16 protein-coding genes, 1 tRNA gene and 2 pseudogenes are annotated in these 18,152 nt (G+C 43.3%); 8 read left to right on the top strand and 11 right to left on the bottom strand.

Annotated features, from left to right (window positions below; translation table 11 throughout):
• Positions 1-134: 134 nt before the first annotated feature.
• Positions 135-593 (bottom strand): annotated as a pseudogene (locus ACHBHN_RS00915) (thiamine pyrophosphate-dependent enzyme); the annotation flags it as partial.
• A gap of 286 nt (positions 594-879) precedes the next feature.
• On the opposite strand from ACHBHN_RS00915, the gene ACHBHN_RS00920 reads away from it, so the two are divergent.
• Positions 880-1,371, top strand: coding sequence for a phosphatidylglycerophosphatase A (locus ACHBHN_RS00920; RefSeq protein WP_394733453.1), 492 nt, complete (start codon positions 880-882; stop codon positions 1,369-1,371).
• Between the two features lie 44 nt (positions 1,372-1,415).
• Here ACHBHN_RS00920 and ACHBHN_RS00925 read toward each other — a convergent pair whose 3' ends face one another.
• Positions 1,416-3,875 carry a YhgE/Pip family protein gene (locus tag ACHBHN_RS00925; protein ID WP_394733454.1) on the bottom strand — a complete coding sequence of 820 codons (2,460 nt, stop codon included), beginning with the start codon at positions 3,873-3,875 and terminating at the stop codon, positions 1,416-1,418.
• 125 nt (positions 3,876-4,000) lie between these two features.
• Between ACHBHN_RS00925 and ACHBHN_RS00930 the strand changes: the two genes are divergently transcribed.
• Entirely contained in the window at positions 4,001-4,540 is a 540-nt protein-coding gene (locus tag ACHBHN_RS00930; protein ID WP_105122128.1) for a TetR/AcrR family transcriptional regulator, read from the top strand.
• Between the two features lie 27 nt (positions 4,541-4,567).
• On the opposite strand, the gene ACHBHN_RS00935 is transcribed toward ACHBHN_RS00930, so the two are convergent.
• A complete protein-coding gene (locus ACHBHN_RS00935; RefSeq protein WP_257117110.1) occupies positions 4,568-5,398 on the bottom strand; it encodes a Cof-type HAD-IIB family hydrolase in 831 nt (276 codons plus the stop codon).
• Between the two features lie 59 nt (positions 5,399-5,457).
• Between ACHBHN_RS00935 and ACHBHN_RS00940 the strand changes: the two genes are divergently transcribed.
• Positions 5,458-5,712 (top strand): type II toxin-antitoxin system RelB/DinJ family antitoxin, encoded by a 255-nt coding sequence (locus ACHBHN_RS00940; RefSeq protein ID WP_172095341.1) that lies wholly within the window; start codon positions 5,458-5,460, stop codon positions 5,710-5,712.
• A pseudogene (locus ACHBHN_RS00945) lies at positions 5,712-5,983 on the top strand (type II toxin-antitoxin system YafQ family toxin). The gene ACHBHN_RS00940 and the pseudogene ACHBHN_RS00945 overlap by 1 nt, the downstream one beginning before the upstream one ends.
• A gap of 51 nt (positions 5,984-6,034) precedes the next feature.
• Here the strand turns inward: ACHBHN_RS00945 and ACHBHN_RS00950 are convergent.
• Positions 6,035-6,409, bottom strand: coding sequence for a hypothetical protein (locus ACHBHN_RS00950; RefSeq protein WP_394732005.1), 375 nt, complete (start codon positions 6,407-6,409; stop codon positions 6,035-6,037).
• Positions 6,410-6,538: 129 nt separating this feature from the next.
• Positions 6,539-7,831, bottom strand: coding sequence for a CapA family protein (locus tag ACHBHN_RS00955; protein WP_394733455.1), 1,293 nt, complete (start codon positions 7,829-7,831; stop codon positions 6,539-6,541).
• Between the two features lie 173 nt (positions 7,832-8,004).
• Here ACHBHN_RS00955 and ACHBHN_RS00960 point away from each other — a divergent pair, with 173 nt between their 5' ends.
• Both ACHBHN_RS00960 and ACHBHN_RS00965 read left to right on the top strand, forming a co-directional pair.
• The gene (locus ACHBHN_RS00960; RefSeq protein WP_394733456.1) at positions 8,005-9,192 is read left to right on the top strand and encodes a chromate transporter; all 1,188 of its coding nucleotides are present in this window, start codon (positions 8,005-8,007) and stop codon (positions 9,190-9,192) included.
• A 97-nt stretch (positions 9,193-9,289) separates the two neighbouring features.
• Positions 9,290-9,475, top strand: coding sequence for a hypothetical protein (locus ACHBHN_RS00965; protein ID WP_394733457.1), 186 nt, complete (start codon positions 9,290-9,292; stop codon positions 9,473-9,475).
• Between the two features lie 73 nt (positions 9,476-9,548).
• Here the strand turns inward: ACHBHN_RS00965 and ACHBHN_RS00970 are convergent, their stop codons facing one another.
• Positions 9,549-10,487: a dihydroorotate oxidase gene (locus tag ACHBHN_RS00970; RefSeq protein ID WP_394733458.1), complete on the bottom strand. Its 939-nt coding sequence runs from the start codon at positions 10,485-10,487 to the stop codon at positions 9,549-9,551.
• Positions 10,488-10,709: 222 nt separating this feature from the next.
• Between ACHBHN_RS00970 and gdhA the strand changes: the two genes are divergently transcribed.
• The gene (gdhA, locus tag ACHBHN_RS00975; protein ID WP_105122653.1) at positions 10,710-12,056 is read left to right on the top strand and encodes an NADP-specific glutamate dehydrogenase; all 1,347 of its coding nucleotides are present in this window, start codon (positions 10,710-10,712) and stop codon (positions 12,054-12,056) included.
• A 377-nt stretch (positions 12,057-12,433) separates the two neighbouring features.
• Here gdhA and tsf read toward each other — a convergent pair whose 3' ends face one another.
• The 4 genes from tsf to ACHBHN_RS00995 all read right to left on the bottom strand — a co-directional run bounded on the left by tsf (position 12,434) and on the right by ACHBHN_RS00995 (position 16,739).
• Positions 12,434-13,474, bottom strand: a complete 1,041-nt coding sequence (tsf, locus tag ACHBHN_RS00980) for a translation elongation factor Ts (protein WP_105122652.1) — start codon at positions 13,472-13,474, stop codon at positions 12,434-12,436.
• A gap of 155 nt (positions 13,475-13,629) precedes the next feature.
• Positions 13,630-14,406 carry a 30S ribosomal protein S2 gene (rpsB, locus tag ACHBHN_RS00985; RefSeq protein ID WP_394733459.1) on the bottom strand — a complete coding sequence of 259 codons (777 nt, stop codon included), beginning with the start codon at positions 14,404-14,406 and terminating at the stop codon, positions 13,630-13,632.
• Positions 14,407-14,605: 199 nt separating this feature from the next.
• Positions 14,606-15,601 (bottom strand): DUF4767 domain-containing protein, encoded by a 996-nt coding sequence (locus ACHBHN_RS00990; RefSeq protein WP_105122651.1) that lies wholly within the window; start codon positions 15,599-15,601, stop codon positions 14,606-14,608.
• 10 nt (positions 15,602-15,611) lie between these two features.
• Positions 15,612-16,739 (bottom strand): DUF6287 domain-containing protein, encoded by a 1,128-nt coding sequence (locus ACHBHN_RS00995; RefSeq protein WP_105122650.1) that lies wholly within the window; start codon positions 16,737-16,739, stop codon positions 15,612-15,614.
• A 174-nt stretch (positions 16,740-16,913) separates the two neighbouring features.
• On the opposite strand from ACHBHN_RS00995, the gene ACHBHN_RS01000 reads away from it, so the two are divergent.
• Positions 16,914-16,984: transfer RNA gene (locus tag ACHBHN_RS01000), tRNA-Cys, on the top strand.
• A 296-nt stretch (positions 16,985-17,280) separates the two neighbouring features.
• On the opposite strand, the gene ACHBHN_RS01005 is transcribed toward ACHBHN_RS01000, so the two are convergent.
• Positions 17,281-18,141 carry a helix-turn-helix domain-containing protein gene (locus tag ACHBHN_RS01005; RefSeq protein ID WP_161943060.1) on the bottom strand — a complete coding sequence of 287 codons (861 nt, stop codon included), beginning with the start codon at positions 18,139-18,141 and terminating at the stop codon, positions 17,281-17,283.
• Between the last annotated feature and the right edge of the window lie 11 nt (positions 18,142-18,152).

Genomic DNA, 18,152 nt, shown 5'->3' on the forward strand with positions numbered 1-18,152 from the left:
TTTTTGAAATAGTAAAGAAGGACAAATTATTTCTGGCTGGACATTTAATTGAGCAACAAAAAGAGCCAGGCAACTAAGCCAAGCTCTTCATCTAAAATCTTTCTTAATCGTGCTAAAAGCCGTCTTGTTCTTCTTTATTTTTTAACAGTGTGACTTTCCAAGCCTTCTTCTTCCAAGAAGATGCGGAATGGCACCAATTCTTCTGCTTCGTAGCGTTCTTTGAAGGCTGCGATTTCTTCTTCAGAAGCGAGAGCTGGGTCCAACTTCATGGACTCTACAGGTATTGGACGTTCTTTGGTAATTTTGGCATCAATGACGACCGTTTTACCGTTTTTATTGTCCTCAACCGCCTTGCGCATGACTTCGTCCATTTCTTCAATCCGACGAACAGTGTAACCAACGGCACCTTGGGCTTCACCAATTTTGGCATAATCAACATCAATAAAGTCTGTACCGAAGAGGTGTTTGTTGGTGTCCTCGTATTTATTCTTAATATATCCGTACTCTGTATTAGCAAAGACAATATTGATGACAGGCAGATTGTACTGAACGTTGGTCACGACGTCTGGATAAGACATGTTGAAGGCACCGTCAAAGAATTCGGCATTTTCCCAGAGGATGTTTACAAAGACCAAAAGGTGACGGTGACTGACGACAAGCAGAGTCTTACCGTTGGCAATAAAGACAGCAAAAATAAATTGACCATCACCGCCACAAACGGTACAATCAATCTTGGAAGGAAAATAATTCCCTAATGAATAAAGGAGGTAAAGTCTTTTAGTTTACTTTTAGTACTAGGCAGCGAGGTGTATGCATAACTGGGGTTAGGCAAACCGAGCTAACGAAGTAATAAAAGAAAAACTAAATGATGTTAATAAAATGAAAACACAAGCACTAACCCTACTAGACGAACGTGGCGTACCACTCGAGCGCATTGCCGAATTGGTCATGCACCTGCAAAACACATACATTCCTGACTTGGAATTTGCGGAGTGTTTAGAAAATGTTCAGGCCGTCCTAGAAAAACGCGAGGTACAAAATGCTATCGTGACGGGGATTGAAATAGACAAATTGGCTGAACAGGGCTTGGTATCCCAACCCCTTCAATCCGTCCTCATGAATGACGAAGGACTCTACGGAATTGATGAAATCCTCGGTCTCTCCATCGTCAATCTCTACGGGACTATCGGTTTTACCAACTACGGCTTTCTGGACAAGTCCAAGCCCGGCATCATCTCTGAGCTCAATAGCAAAGACGGCCAGCATTGCCATACTTTTCTAGACGATATCGTTTGCGCAATTGCAGCCGCTGCTGCTAGTCGAATCGCACACAACGACCCCGATAAAAGTGCTATTACCAATCAAAATTAACTGAAAAACCAACTGTTCAACACATGGAGCAGTTGGTTTTCTAATTATTCATTATTCTGATTATAAATCAAGAGACCTAATCCCATGAAGCCTATTAAGAAGAGGCTCAGCATCCAAACTTGATGACTACTATTTCCAACCATAGAAATGGTTTGACGAAGACCTGAAACAGAATAGGTCATTGGAAGATAAGGCTGAATGACTTGGAAGAAGCGTGGGCTAAGTTCGATTGGATAGGTACCGGCGCTTGAACCCAGTTGCAATAACAAGATAATTAAACTTGCAAAGGATCCGAAACGATTGTTCCAACCCACCAGGGCTGTAACGAGGGCCATGAAGGTCCATGAGGCTAAGAGGATTAATCCCAAGGTTGCCATTGGATGAGCCGGTTCGATTCCAATCAAGCGAAGAACACCGTACAGAATCACTGCTGCTAGACTGGCAATGAGGCCATTGAGCAAGAATTTTCCTCTAGCCCAGTCCCAACGATTTTTGTAGGAGCGATTATCAATGTGTTTGACAAAAATAACATTCGCTGATAAGGCTGCAACCATTAGGGCAACAGACACCATGTAAGGAGCCATGCCGACTCCGTTGGTCTTCACATCATCTTGGTCACTGTGTTCCAAGGTGACTGGTTGAGAAACTGCTTGTGCATTTTTGTCTTCTACAGAGACGACTGATAGTTGTTGACTGGCTGAGCTGAGTGAATTCGTTAGGGTTTCACTACCTGTACGAAGACTGGAAATACCGCTTGTAAGGGTTTGACCGCCACTAGCCAACTGTTCTGCACCAGAAATCAATTGCTGACTACCAGAAGCCAGTTGTCCTGAACCACTGACAAGTTGACTGGAGTTGGATGCTAAGGTTGCCAATCCTGATGTTAACTGGCTACCTCCTGATTGGATGCTGCTATTGTTTGCAACCAACTGGGCTCCACCTGCTGCTAATTGGGAAACACCAGCGGTATAGGCTGTTACTCCTGACATGAGCTGACTTGCTCCATTTGATAATTGCGTTTGAAGTTGACTCACACCACTCGTCAAGGCTTGAGTTCCTGGTAGAACTTGTTGGTTCAAGGCGGTGTTGACCTGACTCAAGCCACTTGATAGGTTTTCAATGGCTGTTGTGGCGCCTGGCAATGCTTGATTGGCAGCCGTGTTAATCTGACCGACAGCTGATTGTAGCTGGCTCATTTGTGTTGCCATGCCAGAAAGACTTTGCAAGCTTGATAGGGCTTGACTGAGTTGCGACAATTGACCCAGAATCGTTTGGGCTAATGTCACTGTTGTCGAAGGTGAATTTTGAAGGGCACCAACCAATTCAGCTTGCTGATCAGCTGTCAAGTTTTGATAGGTAGCCGTTGCTTGCAAGGCTTCAATGCTGGCTGTTTTATCCGCTTGCGCTGCTGTCAACAATCCTTGAGTTTGGCTCCCCATCTCTGTCAAGAGATTGGATAAACTGCTTGTATCTACTGTAAGTCCTCCGATACTTGATAGGCTATCATTTAATTGATTGATGGCCGCCTGCAACTGTGGAAGCCCTGTCAAGAGTGCTTGTATCTGACTAGACTGTTCAGCAGACAAACTAGTTGAACTAGCGAGTTGCTCCAAGCCTGTCTGCAATTGATTGGCCCCTGTTACCAGTTGTTCAACCTGACTTGCTCCTGATTGCAATTGTCCCACTCCAGCGATGAGCTGAGAGGAATTGGCATTTAATTGCTCCGCACCTGAAGCAAGACTTGCCACCCCATTTGTGTAGTTCGTTAAGCCACTGGTCAGTGTTTGACTTCCCGTTGCAGCCTGATTGACTCCATCTGTATAAGACACTACTCCAGTGGCCAATTGGTTTGCTCCTGTCACGAGTGCTTGACCCGAAGTCGTTAAAGTAGTCAGTCCATTTGAGAGTGTTTGACTGCCTGATTCCAATTGAGTAGCACCATCTGTTAATTGTTGGCTACCATCTGCCGCCTCGACCATGCCATTTTGAATTTCTCTCATACTATCAAAAACGGCAGTTGTGTAGGTTTCAGTAATCGTCTCTGAAACAGACGCTTTCAATTTTTCCATGGCTGATTCGCCCATCTTAGAAGCGACAAAGCTGTGACCTTTAGAGGTTTGATAGGAAATTGTTAGATGCTCTGGCTGGTCCGTTAAGAGACTAGAAGCTTTTTCTGACAAATCTTCTGGTAGGGTAATGACCATATAATAGTCCCCTTCTTCCAAGCCTTTTTCCGCATCTGTTTCTGATACAAAGTGGAAATCCAGGCTCTTGCTCTCTTTCATATTATCCACCATATCATCACCAATGGTGAGGGTTTTATCTTGAAAGCTCGCCGACTGGTCTTGATTGACAACTGCCACAGGCAACTGGTCTAGTCGGCCGTAAGGGTCCCACATAGAGGTTAGGAAACTAATGTTATATAAGGCTGGGACACAGGAAACACCGAGAATGGTGATCAAGGTCATTGGTTTTTTGAAAAAATTCTTTACTTTTTCCGACATAAGAACCTCCTTTAGACATCCTGTCCAAAAACTGATAAAATATATTATACAAGTATCATTTTCAAAATCAAGTAATATGAATCGTTTTTTGGACAATGTGTCTAAAAATGTATAAAAGGAGCAAAATGGGAACAGATAATCGGAAAGAACGAACTCGTCAAGCCATTTTAGAAGCAATGGGGACTTGCCTAGAAACTCAGCCCTTCAACGCCATTACAACAACTCACTTGGCGCATGAAGCAGGAATCAGTCGTTCTAGTTTTTATACCCATTATAAGGATAAGTATGAATTGATTGACTCCTACCAACAAGGCTTATTTCACAAGTTAGAGACCATATTTGATCGCTATGATGGAAATCGACAGTCCTCTTTCTTAGAAATTTTTGAATTGCTCTACCGAGAAAGATTACTCTCATCCTTATTGACCCATAATGGTACCCAAGAAATACAGAGTTTTCTAATAAATAAAGTCCGATTACTTATCGCAAATGATTTGTCCGAGCGTTTGGGAAAAGAAGATTTATCACCACTTGAAAACGAGTACCGTAGTATTTACTTTTCGCATGCCTTCTTCGGAATTACACAAGCATGGATAAAAAATGGGAAGCAAGAATCTCCTCAATATATGACCGATTTTTTCTTGAAAATGCTACCGCGAGAATGAAGAAAAGCCACTCATTTGACTGGCTTTTTAGTGTGTTTGTAAAAATTCTTCGATAACCTGCAAGACGCCACTGTCCAAATGGCTGGGAGCGCGGTATTTGGCAACGGCCTTGACCCTATCCGTCGCATTTTCCATAGCGTAGGAATAACCTGCCTGCGCCAGCATTTCAAGGTCATTGTCAGAATCGCCGAAAGCCATAACCTGAGCCATTGTAATGCCCAACGGTTGGATGACCTGCTCGATGCCCCAAGCCTTGTGAATACCAACTGGCAGGATGTCAATAGAGCCATAACCGCTGGTCACAGCCGTCAACCTACCCTCAAGTGCCCGATTAAAGGCTGAGGTCAGAACCTCGACCTTACCTTCCTCCACCCAAATGCCAGCCTTGTAGATAGGCTGTTCAGCTGGCAACTGGCTCAAATCCGCTAGGAAGGTCACCTTATCCAAGAAAGCCTGCATTTGCTCTGGAGCAATCGGCAAATCAGAACCTGCGAAGGGCTGATTGGCCCCCTCCTGCATAAAAATGGTCTGATCATTGGCCAGCATCAAGCACACCTCTCCCCAACTACCTCTAAAGTAGTCCAGAATAGCTGCCACCAGGTCCCGGTCCAACATATGCCGCACCCTGGTTTCCCCTTTTTCAACCACACGGGCCCCGTTGTCCGATACAAAAATCAAGCGGTCCTCAAAGCCCTGACACAATTTCAAGAGCCGGTCCATACCATTGCCACTAGCGATGACAAAGGGGATGTCACGCGCATCTAGCTGGTCCAAGATTGCTGAAAAGCGCGCTCGGTCAATCTGACCATTCCCATCTAAGAAGGTTCCATCCATATCTGTTGCTATTAGTTTTATCATACATCAATCCTTTCACTTTCAATGGAATTTAAAATCAAAGGCCCACAAGTCCAACTCAAATCAGAATTGAAACAACCGTTAAAGAAGACGCTAATGCCTTGTTTGCAAGACTGGACTTAGATATGTCCAGTGCAGTGAATATCTTCTTACGCCAATGCGTATTGCGTGGCGGTTTACCATTTTCCGTAGAGCTACCAAAGTACAATCAAGAAACCTTGGAGGCAATGGAAGAAGCACGAAAGATTTCACGTAATCCAAATGTACCAAGTTATGCAACTGTCCAAGATTTATTTAAGGCATTGGATGAAGAATAATATATCAAATAAAGTTCACGAACAAATTCAAAAAAGCTACAAGTTAATGAAGAAACGTGGATACGATCTGGGTTTGTTGGAAGAAATTATTACGAAACTAAGCCAAGGTATCCCACTTGAAGACAAACATCAAAATCATATGCTGACAGGAAATTTTTCCGGATATTATGAGTGCCATATTAAACCAGATTGGCTCCTAATCTATTTAATAGAAAATGATATTCTAAGCTTGACCTTGATTGATACTGGCACACACTCAGATTTATTTTAGTCACTCATTAGAGTGGCTGTTTTTATTTTATAACTCATTCCAACTAGTCGACTAGATAAAATCAGCCTGTATAATTTCTGAAATAGCACTGCAAAGCTGGTCAAATGTTTTTGGATAAGCATTCGAACCTTCAATTCTCAACGGCGCATTTCTTTTAAATAGAATGTCTACATACCATTGAGTGCCATCTAGAACGTATGGATTTATGTATTCTTCGTCCCACTCAAGCAGTCTACAATTTTCTAAATCGTGTTTAAATTGAGAGGCTGAAAAACTTAATTCTAGCTCACTCCTTGAATCATGGTCATCTATATGAGTATAAATAACTTCTTCATCTTCAAAATCCATTTCAACAAAATTAATCGGACCGAAATATCCTCCAATCCAAACCCTCATACATTGTATATCTTGATAGCCCCTACTCATGTTTAACTCCTTCTTATCTACAGGAATTTCAGACTATACCTATTTATCTTATAACTGTCTGGCATCGTTTTGCTGAACCTTACTTGGTCAACTGCAGATGTTCTTCATTCAGAATTTAGATAGACTCTACTATTCCTTCTCCTCAGTTACCCAATCCAAAGCCATAAATTCATTCATCTCAGAATAGGCTAAATCTACCCGCTTCTGGGTTACTGCATCCAGTTGACCATAATGCTTGCCACCCTGGACAAAATCTTCCAAAATCAGGGTTTGATAGGTATAGAGCTCGTAGCCTTCCGGTGAAAAACGTCCCTTAGGTTCCTTGCTGACCCAGGTCGGATGGGCCTGGGCTGTTTTGATGCGGGTCACACCGTCCTTCTTCTCTATCGTCACGTCCATCAGCACCCCACGCTCGGTCCACTGGGCATTGGCAACACCCGCCATGGTCTCAATCCGCTGGTTAGAAATAAAATTCCCCATAGAGTAGATGATTAACTTCTTCTCACCGTCTTTTTCAACCGTCTCAGAAGGCTCCGCTACATGGGGATGCCCGCCAAACACCAGGTCTGCTCCCCAGTTAATCATGTCATGATAGAGACTAACCTGCTCCTCCGTCGGCTCCAGCTGGTATTCGACACCCGTCTGAGGCATGACGATAGTAATGTCCGCCTCTTTCTCAGCCAGTTCAATCTCAGCCTTCATCTTCTTGCGGTCAAAATCCGACAGATAGGCATTGTATTCTTCCTGGGTCAATGATGCCTCCATCCCATTGAATCCATATGCATAGGCAAGAATTGCTACCTTGATACCATTGACATCACGAATATAAATGGGAGCTGTCGCCCGATTGCCCTCCGCATAGACACCAACTGCATCTACATTGACATTCTTAAAGGTCTCCACTGTGGAAATGAGGCCCGACAACTGCGAATCCAGAATATGATTATGGGCCAAATCCACCACATCATAGCCTGCACCACGAATATCCTTTGCCACCTGGGCCGGCGCATTAAACAAAGGATAGCCAGCCAAAGGAAAATCAGGAGAAATAGTCCCCTCAAAGTCCGCAATAGCCAAATCAGCCTGCTCAATCCAGGGTTTCACATAGGTAAAATTCTCAGAAAAATCATAGGTCCCATCCGCCTGGAGAGCACTCCAATAGAGGAGATCATGGTAAAGCAAGTCCCCATGAGCCATGATACGGGCGGTCTGCACCTCATCCTGCTTGCCTGAAAACCAAGAACCTATCCCAGATGATTGCTGGCTGGTCCTATCCGCCTTACCAAACAAGGGCAAAACATGGTCATGCACGAGAATAATGGACAGGATGACCGCAGCCAAAAGGCAGATAGACATAAATTGGCGCTTGTTTCGTGCCTTTCTAGCAAGTTTCCGACGTTCCTGTAATGATGTTCTAGACATAGAAGTCGACCTCTCTCTTTCCTATAATCCCTTTCATTATACGCCTTTTTACCTCAAAAATCCAGACAATACCTATAGACTTTTACAAGAACTTTACACATATTTCTCCTAGATTCCCTGGCTAATCTGTCAATTTATGATAGACTGACATAAGAATAGATTTGGAGAACACTATGCCGCAACACATACAAAACAAACAATTTTTAAAAGATGTCTTTCTCTGTTCACTAGCCTCCTACGGCGGGCCCGAAGCTCACTACGGTGTCTTTAGCAGGGAATTGATTGACAAAAAGAAGTATATCAGCCAGGAGGAGATGACGGAACTCATCGGAATTTTTTCGCTCTTGCCTGGACCTTCCAGCACACAAACCATTACTGCCATCGGCTATCGTGTAGGCGGGCCATGGATTGCCTTGGCTAGCTTTCTCATCTGGATTCTTCCTGCCTTAGTCATCATGACCAGCTTAGGAATCGGTCTGGAATGGGTAGCTCAAAACCAGGCTTGGAACAAGCTACTGATTTTCTTACCTGCCGTAGCGGTCTCCTTCATTCTCTACGCAGCCATTCAACTGACCAGGAAGGTCGTCACGTCCAAAAAAGACCTCATCCTATACATCTCTTTCTGTCTTCTGAGTTTTGTTCTTATTCCACTTTCTAGCTGGTCTATTCTCTTGCTTCTACTTGCAGGAGGTCTAGCAGGCTTGGTGCCCGTCTGGGGGCAAGCCGGACAAGAATTGCAAAATATCCCCAAAACCAGCAAGGTCAGATGGCAATTGCCAGCCACCATTATCATCCTAGCTATTCTATTTTCTGCAATGGCAAACTATTTTGGTGGCGATAGTCGCTTGTTTGCATCTATTTATCGCTATGGCTATTCCATCATTGGCGGTGGACAAATCATGATTCCGCTAATGATTCAAGACCTAGTCAAACAAGAAGGCTTTCTCAGCCAGGCTGATTTTCTAGCGGGCTATAGCTTGGATCAGGCAGTTCCTGGGCCACTCTTCAGCTTTGCTTCCTTTGTCGTTGCCCGCTCTGTGACAGGAGGAATAGTGGTAAAATTCCTAGCTGGCCTATTGGGTGGGGGACTCATTTTCCTTCCTGGAATCCTGCTAGTCTATTTCGCAACCCCCCTTTGGCAGGTCTATCGTCAGTTACATTATGTTTCCTCATTCTTAAAGGGCATCTCCTGGGCGGTCGCTGCCATCATCAGCTGGACAGCTTTGAATCAGTTGCAGGGCCTATCATCAGGAGGGGAGTGCTTCATCTGTATTCTGGCAACCCTACTCCTCCTATCCAAACGCATCCCGTCTCCACTACTAGTCATCGCCGTTATGCTATTAGGATTTTTCATCGGTTAAAAGTGTTGAATAACAACTAATTAGTGATATAATAAAAGATAGATAAAACTCGACTGGAGGTGCATGAGTCCCAAGCAGTCACGAACGGGGGTCTATTATGTTACACATTCGGTATTATCAATCACAAATTGCCCATCCATCAGAAAAGCAGTATGAAAGTCCAGAAGAATTTCTGATGCTCCAACCTCGTGAAGTTCCGCAACTACAGGATTTCTTCGTGATTGATAGTGTCACCCTTGATGGCCAGGAGCTAGTGGATATGCACCAAAAAAACCATCGGTGATTTGTTTAATTATTTTAACCGTAAGTAAAAGAGTTTGGAAGCCCCAAACTCTTTTACAGTTTATTTTTTACGCTTAGTCATCCAAATGGTGCAATTTCCCACGGAAATCTTCGATGGTTTCATAGCCTTTTTCAGCCATAATGTCTCGGAGTTCTTGGGTAATGCGGTCAAAGGCTGCTAGCCCTTCTTTTTGCAGAGTTGTCCCGACTTGAACCATGCTGGCACCACAGAGAATGTGTTCAAAGGCATCGTGTCCTGTCAAGACACCACCCGTTCCCACAATTTGAATTTCTGGCTTAAGGCGTTGGTAAAAGGCATGGACGTTTGCCAAAGCAGTCGGCTTGATGTATTCGCCACCGATACCACCAAATCCATTTTTAGGCTTGATAATCACGCTCTCATCTTCTATATAAAGACCGTTGCCAATCGAATTCACACAGTTGACAAACTTGAGTGGAAATTGATTGAAAATCGCAGCAGCCTGGTCAAAATGTACAATATCAAAATAAGGTGGCAACTTGATGCCCAGCGGTTTGGTGAAATAGGCAAAGACTTCCCGCAAGATGGTTTCTGTCGTTTCAAAATCATAGGCAATCTGCGGTTTCCCCGGAACATTCGGACAAGAAAGATTGAGCTCAACTAACCCTTGAAAGGCACTATCCTGCACTTTTTTGAGAATGGTGTGGATCTCATCTGGCGACATGCCTACTAATGAAAGAACAAAGGTACGTTCTGGTTCTTCTTCCTGTAACTCCAAAAGATAATCTAAATAATAATCTAGGCCTTGATTGGGCAAGCCCATGGAATTAATAGACCCCAGCGGTATATTTTTGTAGCGCGGCTCTGGATTCCCCTCCCGGTATTCCAGTGTAGCGGTCTTGGTGACAAAGGTTCCTGCTGCTGAGTTTTTCACACCATCCAACTCTTCCTTGGTCATGCACCAGACACCTGCCGCATTCATCAAACAATTGTCAAAAGAAAATCCACCCAATGTCGTCGCTGTTGAAACCATTCTATAACTCCTTTTTGCGTTTTCTAGCTTGATTATACCATAGAAAACATACGGATTTTCCCTATTTACTGCCATTGTTCGGCTTTTATCAGGGAATTTTAAAAATTTTTAAAAAATTTTGCATTTTCTTCTTTACATTTAAAAATCATAGTGCTATAATAATTTTCAGATAAATTAAATTGTCAGACAATTTAATAATAAATAAAGAAATCAGGTGACCCTATGTCAAACGCAAAAGCATATATTACCCAATCATTTGAAGCTGTTAAAGCTCGCAACCCACATGAAACAGAATTCCTCCAAGCGGTTGAAGAACTCTTCTCTACACTTGAGCCTGTTTTTGAAGCTCACCCAGAGTACATCAAAGAAAACATCTTGGCTCGTATCGTTGAGCCTGAGCGTATCATCAGCTTCCGTGTGCCTTGGACAGACAAGGACGGAAATGTGCAAGTTAACCGTGGCTACCGTGTTCAGTTCAACTCAGCTGTTGGTCCTTACAAGGGCGGTCTTCGCTTCCACCCAACTGTAAACCAATCCATCTTGAAGTTCCTCGGTTTTGAGCAAATCTTCAAAAACGTCTTGACTGGACTACCAATCGGTGGTGGTAAAGGTGGATCAGACTTTGATCCTAAAGGCAAAACAGATGCTGAAATCATGCGTTTCTGCCAAAGCTTCATGACTGAATTACAAAAACACATCGGACCATCCCTTGACGTTCCAGCTGGTGATATCGGTGTTGGTGGCCGTGAGATCGGCTACATGTACGGTCAATACAAACGCCTCCGCCAGTTTGATGCAGGTGTCTTGACTGGTAAACCGCTTGGCTTCGGTGGTTCATTGATCCGCCCAGAAGCAACAGGCTATGGCTTGGTTTACTTCACTGACAACATGCTTGCAGCAAATGGTAAATCTTTCAAAGACCAAACAGTCCTTATCTCAGGTTCTGGTAACGTTGCCCAATACGCTGTTCAAAAAGCAACTGAACTTGGTGCCAAAGTGATCTCTGTTTCAGACTCAAATGGCTACATCATCGACGAAACAGGTATCGACTTCGACCTCTTGGTAGATATTAAAGAAAAACGTCGCGCTCGTTTGACAGAATATGCTGCAGAAAAAACAACTGCTAAATACTTCGAAGGTTCTGTATGGAACTACGATGGCAAGGCTGACATTGCCCTTCCATGTGCGACTCAAAACGAAATCAACGGTGATCAAGCTGTTGCCTTGGTGAAAAATGGTGTTTACTGTGTTGCTGAAGGTGCTAACATGCCATCTGACCTTGACGCAATCAAAGTTTACAAAGAAAACGGTGTGCTTTACGGTCTTGCTAAAGCTGCCAACGCTGGTGGTGTAGCCGTATCTGCCCTTGAAATGAGCCAAAACAGCCTCCGCTTGTCATGGACACGCGAAGAAGTTGACGGTCGCCTCAAAGACATCATGGCCAACATCTTCAAGACTGCCAAAGAAACTGCTGAGAAATACGACCTTGGTACAGACTATCTTGCAGGTGCTAACATCGCAGCCTTTGAGCAAATCGCTGATACGATGATTGCCCAAGGTTTGGTATAATCACACACATATTTCATGATAAAAACACACCACAATTGACGTGCCAATTGTGGTGTTCTTTTCTTCTAAGAGACTTCCAGACATGGAAAACCTCCAAAAATCATATTATAGATTATCAACTTATCTTGACGGGTGAAAAGCTTCCGCGAAGATTATCTGCCTATTGACTTGCAAACAAGCCAATAACTGAATTCAATTATCGACTTGTTGTAGCCAACAGGATTACCATATTTCTTCCAACCTCCCAGTCCCCAGACTGTGATAAATTTCCATTAAGAGCCACATTTCTCTTATCAAGAATGGAGAAGCATGGACCAGAGATGCAAAGGATAAGAAAAGCAGGCTAGTTCAACTAACCTGCTTTGTAATCTTTATTCTTATTTACCAAGAGCTGCTGCCATTGTCGCTGCAACTTCTGCTTCAAAGTCATTTGAAGCTTTCTCGATACCTTCACCCACTTCGAAACGAGCAAATTCTACAACAGAAGCGTTTACTGAGTTCAAGTAAGCTTCAACTGTTTTGCTGTCGTCCATGATGTAAACTTGTGCAAGAAGTGTGTAAGCTTGGTCAACTTGAGTGTTGTCAAGCATGAAGCGGTCCATTTTACCTGGGATGATTTTGTCCCAGATTTTTTCTGGTTTGCCTTCTGCTGCCAATTCTGCTTTGATAGCTTCTTCAGCTGCTGCAATCACTTCGTCAGTCAATTGAGCTTTTGAACCATATTGCAAGAGTGGCAATGCTGGTTTGTCAACCATTGCACGGCTTTCGTTATCTTGTTCGATTTTGTGGTTGATTTGTGCCAACTCATCTTTAACAAATTGCTCATCCAATTCAGTGTAAGAAAGAACAGTTGGTTTCATTGCAGCGATGTGCATTGAGATTTGTTTTGCAAGAGTTTCGTCGCCACCTTCAACAACTGAGATAACACCGATACGTCCACCATTGTGTTGGTATGCACCAAATGCTTGAGCATCTGTTTTTTCAACCAAAGCAAAACGACGGAATGAGATTTTCTCACCGATAGTTGCAGTTGCGTTTACGTATGCTTCTTCAAGCGTTTCACCTGAAGGCATAACCAATTTAAGAGCTGCTTCGTTGTCAGCTGGTTTACCTTCTGCAATTACTTTAGCAGTAGTGTTTACTAATTCAACGAATTGAGCGTTTTTCGCAACGAAGTCTGTTTCAGCGTTAACTTCAACAACTGCTGCTACGTTACCATCAACGTAAACACCAGTCAAACCTTCAGCTGCTACACGGTCAGCTTTCTTAGCTGCCTTAGCCATACCTTTTTCGCGAAGCAATTCGATCGCTTTTTCGATATCACCTTCAGTTTCAACCAATGCTTTTTTCGCGTCCATAACGCCAGCACCTGATTTTTCACGCAATTCTTTAACGAGAGCTGCTGTAATTTCTGCCATGTCTATTCTCCTTGTTTGTATTTATAAAATAGAGGAGCGGGCTCAGCCCTGCCCCTCTAGGATTGTTTTTGTGTTTGATAAATGATGTAAAGTGTACTCGGACTAAAAAGCTAGGATTTAGATAAATCTAACGCTTTTCTTAACGTCTTCGTTACTTATTTTCCTTCTACAACTTCAACCAATTCTTCGATTGATTCTGTAGATGCTGGCTCAGCTGCCAATTCAGCTTCAACTGCTGCTACGCTGTCCTCACCTTGGTTGCCTTCGATGATAGCGTCAGCCATTTTAGCTGTGATCAATTTAACAGCGCGGATAGCGTCATCGTTAGCTGGGATGATAACATCAATATCATCTGGATCTGTGTTTGTGTCAACCATCGCTACAACTGGGATACCCAATATCTTAGCTTCTTTAACAGCGATTTGCTCTTTGTGTGGGTCAACTACGAACATTACGTCTGGAATGCGTGGCATGTCAGCGATACCGCCCAAGAATTTTTCAAGACGAGCACGTTGTTTGTTCAACAATGCTACTTCTTTCTTAGGAAGCACTTCGAAAGTTCCATCTTCTTCCATACGGTTGATTTCTTTCAAACGAGCGATACGTTTTTGGATTGTACCCCAGTTTGTAAGAGTTCCACCCAACCAACGGTGGTTGATAAAGTATTGACCAGCGCGGATAGCTTCGTCTTTAACAGCTTCAGCAGCTTGTTTTTTAGTACCTACGAACAAGATAACTGCGTCGTTTGCTGCAGCATCACGGATGAATTCGTAAGCTTGGTCAGCCAATTTTACAGTTTGTTGCAAGTCGATAACGTGGATACCGTTACGCTCTGTGAAGATGTACTTAGCCATCTTAGGATTCCAGCGACGAGTTTGGTGACCGAAGTGTACACCAGCCTCAAGAAGTTGTTTCATTGAAATTACTGCCATGAGTATTTCTCCTTTTTGTTTTTTCTCCTCTCCCGAACTTCGACTTGCAGCCCAACCTTTCGGCAACAAGACCACAATTGGTCCGAGATGAGTATTTGTTGCACAGCAACTCTATTAGTATATCAGAAAAACGGCCTGTTTTCAAGCAAAATAATAGATAATTTCACCAAAATCTGAACGCTAACCTTGACTCCTAACCCTATTCAAAATAGATATCTGCAACAACAGAATAAGACCCCGCAGCAACATCCATTCTTTCTAACTGACCATTGGCATTGACACGGTAAAAGGCTGCTACAGAGGAAACACTCCTATCCGCTCTAGTTGCCAGCATATTAGGGCTATTATGGTCTTCTCTTACCTCAATATAGACCAAGCCATCCGAAGATTGCGCATTGGTAACCACTTGGGCTAGAAAATCCGCTTTGGTAAAAGGAGCCCCGTAACGAGAAGCTGCATGTGCCTTGGCCCAATTAGCTGCTTGTTCGACTGTCAAGTTCTTGGTGTCTACTGAAGACTGAGTAGCCGTCGCTGAACTGGTTTCAGTCGCTGCAATCGAACTACCATCGAGAACCAAGTTTTCAAAGAAGGCTTGTAATTCCTGGTTTTTGGTTGGTCGGAAATACAAACGTTTTTCTGGATTGCCCTGATTTTGCTCGGTAATCCAAGCAATACCTTGACCATCCTTGATAGTAAAGAGATAGAGGTGGGCTAATTGGGATTTTGATGCTTCAATATCTGAATAGATTCCGACCACGGCTGTCTGCCCCGCTCCAACTTGACCGTTCTCGCTCCAAACCAATTCCGGAGCCTCCCCTTGAAAATCGGGTGTCATTTGCTGACCAGGACCACTTAGAACCCCTGACGGCAAGCTCACCCCAAAAAAGCTTCCCTCATTTCTTGGATGATAGGATAAATAGTACTGAGGTGGCGAGAAGGATGGTCCCCATTGTTCAATCACGAAATTCCTTAACGCCTCTGTCTTATCAGCATCCCAGGGACCAGCCTGGCTACTTGAACTACTGGTCGTGGAACTTGTAGTTGATGTACTGAAACTCGTGCTTGTCGAGCTAGAACGAGAAGATGAAGTCGACGAAGAGGTTGAGGTCGCCTCCTGTTTCTGATGACCACATGCCACCAATAAGCCAACACTAGCCCCCAAAAGCAATCCCAAAATGAGTCTATTCTTTTTCATTCCGTCTCTCCTAATCGTCTACTCGATAAAAGACACCTTTACTAAAGTCTTCAGTCGTCGTAACACTTTGCGTACTGAACATCCTATCCTTGCTGGTGTCCGTCTGATCGCTATGCCCTTCTAAAAATCCATAGGTATTCTGCACTCCTTTTGGAATCAATAAGGTCGGTACACTAGCAGAGGCCCGACCATTCGGATCGGTAATACTTACAATTAGGATAGCCCCTTCAACTTTATGATATTTTAAATCAATAAAGCCAACAAATTGACCATCATTATAAGAGACATTCCCCTGGCTATCAATCTCCATCTTATCTCCACGCGCATTGACCCATTCTCCTTCTAAACTAGCAAAATTTCCAGCTTGGATTTGTTCCAAATTCATGGACTGGACTCCATCAGTTTGGTCGGAACTACTCGTTTCTGTTTCTGATTCTATTCTATCAATCTCAAATTCTTCCCAATCAAATTGATTGGGATTCAAAATGTCTGCTTCTGTCTTTCCAAAAACGGAAACCAATTCATCTCTCATATGAAAATCGATCGGAGTGCCTTCTATCAATTGACCCATTTCATCAATCCGATTCAGTGTGCCGACAGCCTCGCCTGTTCCAGAGTACCATCCGTAACTCACATATTCCCCACCTTGGAAGAGAACCATGGCACTTCTTGCACCACCAACTCCAGCCACAAAACCTTCGGCTAACAATGATACCTGGTCAGCAAATATCCCATAAAAACCCGTCACAAACATAGAGCCATCTGGATTTTCTGACCCGAAAAATAATTCATTTTGACCATCGTTATTGAAATCATAAAAGGCATATCTAATGGAGTCCGAAGAATTTATTGCACTTTCCACCACCCAAGAATTCATCGGAAACTGAAGTTCATTCAATACCGTTAGCACACCATCTACATTACTTGGATCAGCTGTAGCTGCAAATTCCACAATTTTCTGATAGTCAGCAAAGACTGCCTGATACAACTCTTTATCGTCTATCTTTAGCTCACTTGAACTGGTCGAACTTTCCTGACTTGTCGAAGAAGAGTTCTCTGTTTCAACCGGAATGTTGGATTGAGTACAAGCCGATAAAGTCATCAAGCACACCAGACCTAGTAAAAAATGTTTTTTCATTCTAACCCCCAAAATAAAATATGCACCGACTAAAGATCGAAATCTTTTGTTAAACTCTCGGACTCTCTACATACGACATACTTTCAAACGCCAATTTCCTTTTTCAATAATATCTAAATATTGATTTTACCACTTGACCCTTTTCGCTTTTTAAGGTACAATATTCTTTGTTATGGCGGTATAGCCAAGTGGTAAGGCACGGCTCTGCAAAAGCTTGATCGTCGGTTCAAATCCGTCTACCGCCTTTATTATAGGATTTTATCCGAATTTATACAAGTCAAAAGCTCGATTTTTCGGGCTTTTTTGATTTTTTATTCGGTTAAATTCGGTTAAGTTTGGTAAAGTTGGTGGGCAAATTTTTCTTTGATTTATTAAAATGACTCTATTTACTCTTGCCATTTATCCCCAATCGACTTATACACAAAAAGCCCTCGGATTTCTCCAGAAGGCTCAATTCAACATACAATGATAGCGGTTGGGCGGCGCATCCAACATCTCAGGTACCCTCACAGGTGCGTCAGGATCCTTTCTGACCTCGTCATCATCCCAATACCTGGCTCTCCACTATATAGTATAGGAGCGCCAAATCCGTCAATTCCCTCAGCTGCAAGCCTGTCAATTCGAACCATTTGTCCAATCGGTACAGCAAGGTATTCCTATGAACAAACAAACTTTGCGCCGCCTTGGTCAACACTGCACCATTGTCCCAAAGTGCACGAATTACATCTTCCATCTCATGTTTCGCAATCATATCCGATAAAATGCGCATGATCGCCTTGTCCTTAGCCCCATCCAAAAAGAACAATTGACTAAAGGTTAAAAAGCTAGCAGAAAGATTCTTTTGCATCCAACTACGGAATAAATCCATTTCAGCCCTTATGGCATCTGGCCACCATTCTTGAACCTGACCCGGCCAAATTTGCCCCAGAAAAGCAGTCATCTTTATGCCAAAGTCATATTCCATGACTCCAATTGTATCTCTGAGAATCTCCTGATAGTCAATAAAAGGACGCTGGTCCATGATAAATACAAAATAATCCGATGCTGAGGCATAGTGACTAACCAAATTCGGTAACAAGGTTTCCATGAATTCTAACCAGGCCTGCACAACCTCCTCGCTGGGATTGGACCATAACTTTATTTGAAGGACCTGCAACTGCCCAACCGAAGTCGGCATCGGACCTTGTCCATCAAAAAAATCTTGCCACGGAGCGCGAGGAATATTGTCCTGATTTTCCTGCAGAAGTTCCAACAAATAGCGCTCTCTATCTGTCAGACTGTTTAATTCTAGATTCAAGAAAAATCGTTCTCCCAAGCTCAAACTAGCCATCCCCTCCCTTTTTTGAGGAGAATCAGCAAGTGATGCCGTCGGAAAATATTGCTTTAACTTATTCTTATCCACACTTACCTCCA

This window comes from Streptococcus sp. A22, assembly GCF_043674215.1.
Lineage (GTDB): Bacteria > Bacillota > Bacilli > Lactobacillales > Streptococcaceae > Streptococcus > Streptococcus suis_V.